Source organism: Coleofasciculus sp. (assembly GCF_046539235.1).
In the GTDB taxonomy this organism is placed as follows: Bacteria; Cyanobacteriota; Cyanobacteriia; order Cyanobacteriales; family Coleofasciculaceae; genus Coleofasciculus.
The window spans coordinates 1-6,076 of record NZ_JBKHHI010000411.1 but is presented as its reverse complement, the minus strand read 5'-3'; the positions used below and the strand labels follow the sequence as shown (position 1 = coordinate 6,076).

The following is a 6,076-nucleotide window of genomic DNA, read 5'->3' as shown; positions in this document are numbered from 1 at the left end:
CGTCAGGGCAAGTATTCTAACTTTGAATGGCATTGGTGGCATTTTGATGCTGTTGATTACGACGATTACACCAAGGAACCCAATACGGTTTATCTCTTTGAGGGAAAAGTCTTTGATGATTATGTGGCATTAGAAAAAGGTAACTTTGCCTATTTAATGGGATGTGATTTGGATTTCCAGAGTCAAGAGGTGCGAGATGAAGTGACTCGTTGGGGTAAATGGTATATTGACACCACTGGTGCGGATGGTTTCCGTCTGGATGCGATTAAACATATTTCATCCTGGTTTTTCCCGCAATGGTTAGATGAGATGCGGTATCATGCGGGCAAAGATTTGTTTGTTGTGGGTGAATATTGGTTAAACAATATCGATACCTTGCACTGGTATATCAATGCAGTTGATAGCAAAATGTCGGTCTTTGATGTGCCACTCCACTACAATTTCTATTACGCTAGCCGATCCGGTGGGCATTATGACATGGGGAGTATCCTCAACGGCACCTTGATGCAGCAACGTCCCACCCATGCGGTTACATTTGTAGAAAACCATGATTCCCAACCGTTACAGTCATTAGAAGCCCCCGTAGAACCCTGGTTTAAGCCCTTAGCTTACGCGATCATTTTATTGCGCCGCGAGGGGTATCCTTGTGTCTTTTATGCCGATTATTACGGTACAGAATACGAGGATTACGGCAAAGATGGCAATCGATACAAGATTTTTCTTCCCTCTCACCGTTGGATTATTGACAAATTACTCTATGCTCGGAAACAGTATGCTTATGGGGATCAATACGATTACTTTGATCACTACAATACAATTGGTTGGACGCGCTTAGGGGATCACGCTCATCCGAAAGCCATGGCGGTGATTATGAGTGATAGTGTGCCAGGTTACAAGTGGATGGAAGTGGGTAAACCCAATGCCAAGTTCTATGATTTAACCGAACATATAAAAGAACCCATTTACACCAATGAATGGGGATGGGCAGAGTTTCGGTGTAATGGCGGTTCGGTTTCGATTTGGGTTCAAGAATAAGCCTGATGTGGCTAGTGTAGAACTCTATCAATGAATTAATGTAGTGGCGTGGCACAGCTAAAATGGTGGATTAGATTTTACCATTGAATCGGGCGCAAGTCTTTGCGCCCCTACAGTTTCGGGACTAATGGTTAATTCATTAAATAAGGTGTGCCACGCTACTACGGCGATCGCTCTTCCAGCCAACTCGACAAATCCGCTAAACTGTTGAAGTCTAAAAAATCTTCTCCTAAGCTTTCTAAATCTTCAAGAGATAAATCTTCAACTTGGCGGCTGAGCATCGCCGGGATGTCTCCAAAACGCTTTTTAAGTTGGCGCATGATTAAGGCAAGTGCTTCAGTGAGTCGTCCTTTTTCTTCGGCATAAGTAATTCGCCCTTTCTCATCTTGCAGCATCATCCCTCGGCGATCAACGATGTCCAATTCTTCTACTGTCATATTGGCTTGATTAGCCAGTTGTAAAGCAAGTTCTATCTCCGATACTTCTGCCAAACTCTCAGGAATACTATCTAAACTTGCCGCCTCCTTCAGAAAATAAATCCATTTATCTGCCAAAGTATGTGCCTCAGACAGCGTTTTTTTGAATTTCGGTAATTCTACAAAAATTAGCCGCAGTTCATCCCCCAATAGTTTAAACTTATCCTCTTCCTCATGAAAGGAAAATTTGCTGATTATTTTATCCGTATCTGAAAATAAGGTAAAATCCGTAATCGTCACCGCTATTGCCGGATTGAGCCGCGGATAATCTTCTCCTTTTGCCAACTGGTTACTATAGGATTTTGCCAGATTATATGCCACTCGCTTATTAAACGCTGCCATGGATGCGATTTGCATTTCGATGATCACAATAGAACCATCAGCTAACACTGCTTTTACATCTAAATAGGTTTCTTTTAAGGTGATCACCTGACCGGGATTATAGGGATTGACAATCGTTAAGGATTGAATCACTTTCTCACCGTCATAAATTATGGCATTTAGAAAACTGATTAAAATTTCTTGACTTTGTTCAGAGCCGAATATTTTTTTAAAGGCATAATCAACCTTGGGATTGATAAATCTCATTAGTCTCTCCTGTTTAAACCTGAAAAGATAGAAGATATTTGAATCGTAACACAAAAACTTCCTGTATCTTACCTTTACTCCGCCTAAAGTCCAAAGTAAAAGCCCACTGCTAAGTAGGTGGACACAATTAAAGTTAACTGTTGAGATTAGGGAACAGGGAATAGTAAGGGTTTGAGGAAGCTCGCGCAACGGAAAACTCTCCTGGTGAACGACTACAGAAGATTGGAGAAGAATCAGCACAAGCCGTGAAAGAATTTGGGTCGATTTACCCAGAGACGGTAAAGCAAAGTACTCCTGACTTACAGGACAATACGGAACAGGCGGGCAAATAGTAGTAGGGTGGGCAATGCCCACCCATCCCGTCATCGACCAAGCTATGACTATTCCCTGTTGGACTAACTGATGTCCTTTGCGTACCTCGTAGTGCTATAAAATCCCAATCTGGTTGTTGCTGGAATGATTAATCGCTATCAGGAGTTGAAACCTTTGTACCGAATTGACACCAAGGATTTTACTTCGCAGAGGGCGTGCGATCGCACGCCGCAGTAAGATACCCTTCTCGACGGAGTATCTTCAACGCTACGATTGAGGAATAATCCCCCAATTGGATCGCGTTGATGTTTATTGAGGACTAAAAACCATGAGTGGAAAAAAGATTTTAATGATCGTTGGTGATTTCGTCGAAGACTACGAAGTCATGGTGCCATTTCAGGCATTGCAAATGGTGGGACATACTGTTCATGCAGTTTGTCCTGATAAAAAGGCTGGAGACACCGTAAAAACAGCGGTTCACGATTTTGAAGGGGATCAAACCTATAGTGAAAAACCGGGTCATAACTTCGCATTGAATGCCACATTCAGTGAGGTAGTAGCCGCCGATTATGATGCCTTGGTGATTCCTGGTGGACGCGCCCCGGAATATATCCGCCTAAATGAGACGGTTTTAGAGATAACCCGTCACTTTGCCCAAGCCAATAAACCCATCGCCTCTATTTGTCACGGATTGCAGGTATTAGCCGCCGCTGGTGTGCTAGAAGGAAAAAGCTGTACCGCTTATCCAGCTTGTGGACCTGATGTGAAGTTGGCAGGAGGATTATATACCCACATTCCTCCTAATGAAGCGATGGTGGATGGAAATTTAGTCACCGCACCGGCGTGGCCCGCGCACCCGGCTTGGTTAGCCGAGTTTCTCAAATTGTTGGGGACAAAAATCGAACATCAACAGATGGTTGTGGTTTAATATTCCCTTCTGCTCTCTGCCTTCAAGAAGCCTTCTTGAGGTTAAGCCCCAAACAAGAGTAACCAAATTGGTAAGGTGAGCAAAAGTCCTGTAGAACCAACCGCCAGTGCGGTCACAGTTAACTCGCGATCGAGTTCATACACTTCCGCGATGACTAAAGTGGCAAAGGCTGGCGGCATTGCCATTTGCAGGACGATCGCTAATTGCGGCTTACCGACTATGCCAAACTGCGATAAAGCCATACCTAATACCAAAGGAATCAGTAACATTTTAATGCCCAGACCCACCCCCGCTTGTTTAACTTTGCGCCAAGACGCCAACTGACTCAAGCGCATACCAATCAGAACCAGTGAAAGCGCGATCGCACTCCAGGCAAATTTTTCCATACCCTCCTCCAGCCATCCCGGTAACGGAACCTGACGCAACGCCAATCCGACGCCCATACTCCACAGCGCCGGATTAATCACTAGCGATCGCACTAACTGCCCCTGACTCTTATTACCCCGACCAAAACGGGCTGCTAATACCACGCCTAAACCATAGGCCCCAAGTAAAGTTCCCAGCATGTCATAAAATAGCGCCCAACCAAAATAGTTTTCTCCCAATAAGGTTAGATTAACAGGAAACCCCAAATAGCCCGTATTCCCCACCATCGACGCCAGCAAGAAACTTCCTTGAGTCGGTTTATTCCATGCAGATGGATTATCATTTGTCAAGCCCTTATTCGCAGCAAATTGACCTCCACCTTTCATCCAAAACCAAGCCAAGAGAGCGCCCAATAAAATCGCCACCCAAGCCGCGATCGGGGCAATCCAAATCTTTCCCGATAGATCCGCACCCCGCAGAAACGTAATAATACTGATAGGAACTCCGATCCAGAACAGAAATTGACCAATAAAGGTTGGTATCCACCGGGGCATCACAAGTCCCAACACCCATCCGAGTAGTACACCACCCCCTAGCTGGAGGTAAAGTTGGAACAAGGGTTGTAAACGCTCTGGATCTAGGCTGGGCATTAGAGAAGGATCAAACAGACAACGGTTTTGATGATACGTCAGTCTCTAAGAAAAGAAATTGGCACAGATTACAGAACAGAAAAACTTATACTATAGAGTTCAGTGCTGCCTTCTTCCAGTTGGAATAGGTTCCCCTTTCCCCGTTCAAGAATTAGCACCTTCAGGAGTGGAGTTTTGAATACCCCCGATTTTTCAGGAGAACCCGTCAACCTATCCGAATCAACAGAGGAGGATATTCCCGTAGCCGTCAGGGATACGCCCGACACCCGACGGCGATCGCGGTTACAGCCGTTTCTAATTGTCCTGGCAGTATTAGGATGCGGCGCGATCGTTTTGGGGCTAATCCTATCCTCGTCCACCTTCCAATCCCCTCAAACGGCAACCTCTTCCCCACAACCCACCACAACGGATACCTCCACCCCAGCTAATCCAGAAGAGAGTGATAACGACGTCGATAATCTTTTGGGACATCTCCCCTACGAAGAAGCCCCCCTATCCGAACTCGAACCCATTACCTCAGATGGTCGCATTCAACTACGGGAAGCAGCGGCGAAGAAATTTAAAGCGATGAGGGCAGCCGCTCAAGCCGATGGCATACTATTAGTGCCAATATCCGGCTATCGTACTCAGCAACAGCAGCAGCATCTCTTTTTTGACATCAAAGCACAACGGGGACAAGTGGCGACACAACGGGCTGAAGTTAGTGCGCCTCCCGGTTACAGCGAACATCACACCGGTTATGCTGTCGATATTGGCGATGGCAGAACACCTGCCACAAATCTGAACACCAATTTTGAAAATACGGCGGCGTTTAAGTGGCTGGAAAAGAATGCCGCGTACTATAGCTTTGAGTTATCCTTTCCCAAAGGAAATCCCCAAGGTGTGAGTTATGAACCATGGCATTGGCGCTTTGTTGGTGATCCAGATAGTTTAGAAACCTTCTACAAAGCCCAAAATTTGGATCGTCCTGATTCCGAACCGTCTCCTTCTCCCTCAGAACCAGAGGATGACCTAGTACAAGGGAATAGGGAACAGGGAACAGGGAATAGGGAATAGGGAACAGGGAACAGGGAATAGGGAATAGGGAACGGGGAAAGGTTGTTGTAGTGCGAGCGTCTCGCTCGCTATTTTGTATGGTAGATGCAGAAAGGATCACGGAACTGGAACAAGAGATTGAAGCACTAAAACGTATAATTTGGGAGTTATCCAGTCATGGCTGATAATCCGATCACTCAGCAAGATTATACTATTCCCGAAGAGGACTGGCGTGTTGCTCATACTAGGATAGAGGAAAAGCTGCGCCGGAATGCCCAAAGGCAGAAGGGTTGGAAGTTAATGGATTCTGCGACTCTGGTTGACGCGGCAAAATTGTTAGGTGAATCCGATGCTCCACTTCCTACTCCTGAAGAGTTACGTTGGCTTAGGGACAATTTGCTCAAACACCAGCAAGCTGTGGAAAAACTGATCAAATTAATTGATTCTTTATTAAATCGGTGAGTCAAAAGTCCAATATCATAATTGTAAAGACTCTCTTTAGCTTGTCACCGATAACCTATCAATCAAATCCGCTCTAATTCAAATGCTAATATTCTCATATCACTAGAAGTTTACCTTGTCAATGGCAAACCGTTAAAAATTTAAAATTAACCCTCAACAAAACGCACTTTTATCAACTTGTGAGCAATGGTGAAGACTCCCGCGCTCCATAGCCGGGAGATGAA

6 protein-coding genes are annotated in these 6,076 nt (G+C 45.2%); 4 read left to right on the top strand and 2 right to left on the bottom strand.

Features of this window, described 5'->3' with window-relative positions:
* On the top strand, positions 1-1,035 hold a 1,035-nt coding region (locus ACLFWI_RS25495), incomplete at its 5' end, for an alpha-amylase (RefSeq protein ID WP_446415246.1).
* A 161-nt stretch (positions 1,036-1,196) separates the two neighbouring features.
* Here the strand turns inward: ACLFWI_RS25495 and ACLFWI_RS25490 are convergent.
* Positions 1,197-2,099 (bottom strand): Rpn family recombination-promoting nuclease/putative transposase, encoded by a 903-nt coding sequence (locus ACLFWI_RS25490; protein WP_446415245.1) that lies wholly within the window; start codon positions 2,097-2,099, stop codon positions 1,197-1,199.
* A gap of 640 nt (positions 2,100-2,739) precedes the next feature.
* Between ACLFWI_RS25490 and ACLFWI_RS25485 the strand changes: the two genes are divergently transcribed.
* Positions 2,740-3,339 carry a DJ-1/PfpI family protein gene (locus ACLFWI_RS25485; RefSeq protein ID WP_446415244.1) on the top strand — a complete coding sequence of 200 codons (600 nt, stop codon included), beginning with the start codon at positions 2,740-2,742 and terminating at the stop codon, positions 3,337-3,339.
* A gap of 41 nt (positions 3,340-3,380) precedes the next feature.
* Here the strand turns inward: ACLFWI_RS25485 and ACLFWI_RS25480 are convergent, their stop codons facing one another.
* Positions 3,381-4,355 carry an AEC family transporter gene (locus ACLFWI_RS25480; protein WP_446415243.1) on the bottom strand — a complete coding sequence of 325 codons (975 nt, stop codon included), beginning with the start codon at positions 4,353-4,355 and terminating at the stop codon, positions 3,381-3,383.
* 174 nt (positions 4,356-4,529) lie between these two features.
* Here ACLFWI_RS25480 and ACLFWI_RS25475 point away from each other — a divergent pair, with 174 nt between their 5' ends.
* Positions 4,530-5,411 (top strand): M15 family metallopeptidase, encoded by an 882-nt coding sequence (locus tag ACLFWI_RS25475; protein WP_446415242.1) that lies wholly within the window; start codon positions 4,530-4,532, stop codon positions 5,409-5,411.
* A gap of 156 nt (positions 5,412-5,567) precedes the next feature.
* On the top strand, positions 5,568-5,852 hold the full coding sequence (locus ACLFWI_RS25470) for a hypothetical protein (protein WP_446410766.1): 285 nt from the start codon (positions 5,568-5,570) through the stop codon (positions 5,850-5,852).
* Positions 5,853-6,076 lie beyond the last annotated feature (224 nt).

Bases quoted from the DNA above. Each gene is read 5' to 3' on its own strand.
- ACLFWI_RS25480 (WP_446415243.1), bottom strand. From the start codon at position 4,355: ATGCCCAGCCTAGATCCAGAGCGTTTACAACCCTTGTTCCAACTTTAC.
- ACLFWI_RS25490 (WP_446415245.1), bottom strand. From the start codon at position 2,099: ATGAGATTTATCAATCCCAAGGTTGATTATGCCTTTAAAAAAATATTC.
- ACLFWI_RS25485 (WP_446415244.1), top strand. From the start codon at position 2,740: ATGAGTGGAAAAAAGATTTTAATGATCGTTGGTGATTTCGTCGAAGAC.
- ACLFWI_RS25470 (WP_446410766.1), top strand. From the start codon at position 5,568: ATGGCTGATAATCCGATCACTCAGCAAGATTATACTATTCCCGAAGAG.